Source organism: Nitratidesulfovibrio liaohensis, from assembly GCF_011682075.1.
Lineage (GTDB): Bacteria > Desulfobacterota > Desulfovibrionia > Desulfovibrionales > Desulfovibrionaceae > Cupidesulfovibrio > Cupidesulfovibrio liaohensis.
On the sequence record NZ_VSMK01000605.1, the window covers coordinates 1 to 1,156 of the forward strand.

At 71.7% G+C, this 1,156-nt stretch carries 1 protein-coding gene; it reads left to right on the forward strand.

The features are described from left to right. Positions 1-291: 291 nt before the first annotated feature. On the forward strand, positions 292-1,156 hold an 865-nt coding region (locus FVW27_RS16595), incomplete at its 3' end, for a pseudouridine synthase family protein (RefSeq protein ID WP_167127271.1).

Consider the following 1,156-nt stretch of genomic DNA (forward strand, 5'->3'; position numbering starts at 1 on the left):
CGCCGCCGCCTGTGGCTGACCCACGCCGTGCTGCTGGACGGGCGCCCCGCCCAGCCGGGCACGCGGGTGCGCGCCGGACAGCGTGTGGAATTGCGCCCGCTGGATGCAACGCACGGCAAGGCGCCGGACACCCCCACGAATGTTGAACCGAGTGTCGGGCCGGATAGCCTACAGGACACCGCGCCAAGCCTCTCGCCGGACATTGCGCCCCATATGGTGCCCAACATACCCCCGGACGCCGCACGGGGGGGCGCCACGCCCGGCAGATATCTCTCCGGAAATGTTACTGATATGCCGCACGTGCTGGCAGAGGCCGACGGGCTGGTGGCCCTGTACAAGCCCGGCGGGCTGCATTCCGCCGCCATTGCGGGCAGCGCCGCCCCCAGCGTGGAGGCACTGTTGCCTGCCCTGCTCGGAGAGTCTGCCCTTGCGGATCGAGCGGGTCGGGCCGGTCTGGCTTGCGTGCCTGAGCTGACGGACTTGGCTGATCTGGCCGCTTCCGATGCTTCCCGGTCAATGCCCGGCGCGGATGGCGCCACGGGGTTCCCGCGCCTGCTCAACCGACTGGACGGCCCCACCTCCGGCATTCTGCTGGCCGCGCGCACCCCGCAGGCCGCCGATCACTTCCACGCAGCCGAAAATTCCGGTCAGGCCACCAAGACCTACCTTGCCCTGGTGCACGGCGTGCTGGATGGTCCGGCCACCATGCGCCGCGCGCTGGACACGGCCAACCGGGCCACCACCCGCGTCCTGCCGCAGGATACGTCCGACCCGTTGCGCCACACCGGGGTCACGCCGCTGGGCGTCATGCAGGCAACGGACATGCCCAATGCCGCACCCTGCCCGTCCACCCTCGCGGGCGATGCCGGGCAAGATTCCGCCCCCACGCCCGCCTACACCCCACACGCGCCCGGCTCCGCCAGCACCCCCGGCGCGCCCTGTACGCCCTGTACATTGGTACGCTGCGTCATCCGCAAGGGGGCGCGCCACCAGATCCGCGCCCACCTCGCCGCGCTGGGGCACTCCATCGTGGGCGATACACGTTACGGCAACCCGGACGGCGCGGGCGCCACCACCATGCCGCAGGGCGCGCCGCACAGCGCACGCCCCCCCGCACCCGCCACGCTGTTCCTGCACCACGCCAGATCGGAAGAGC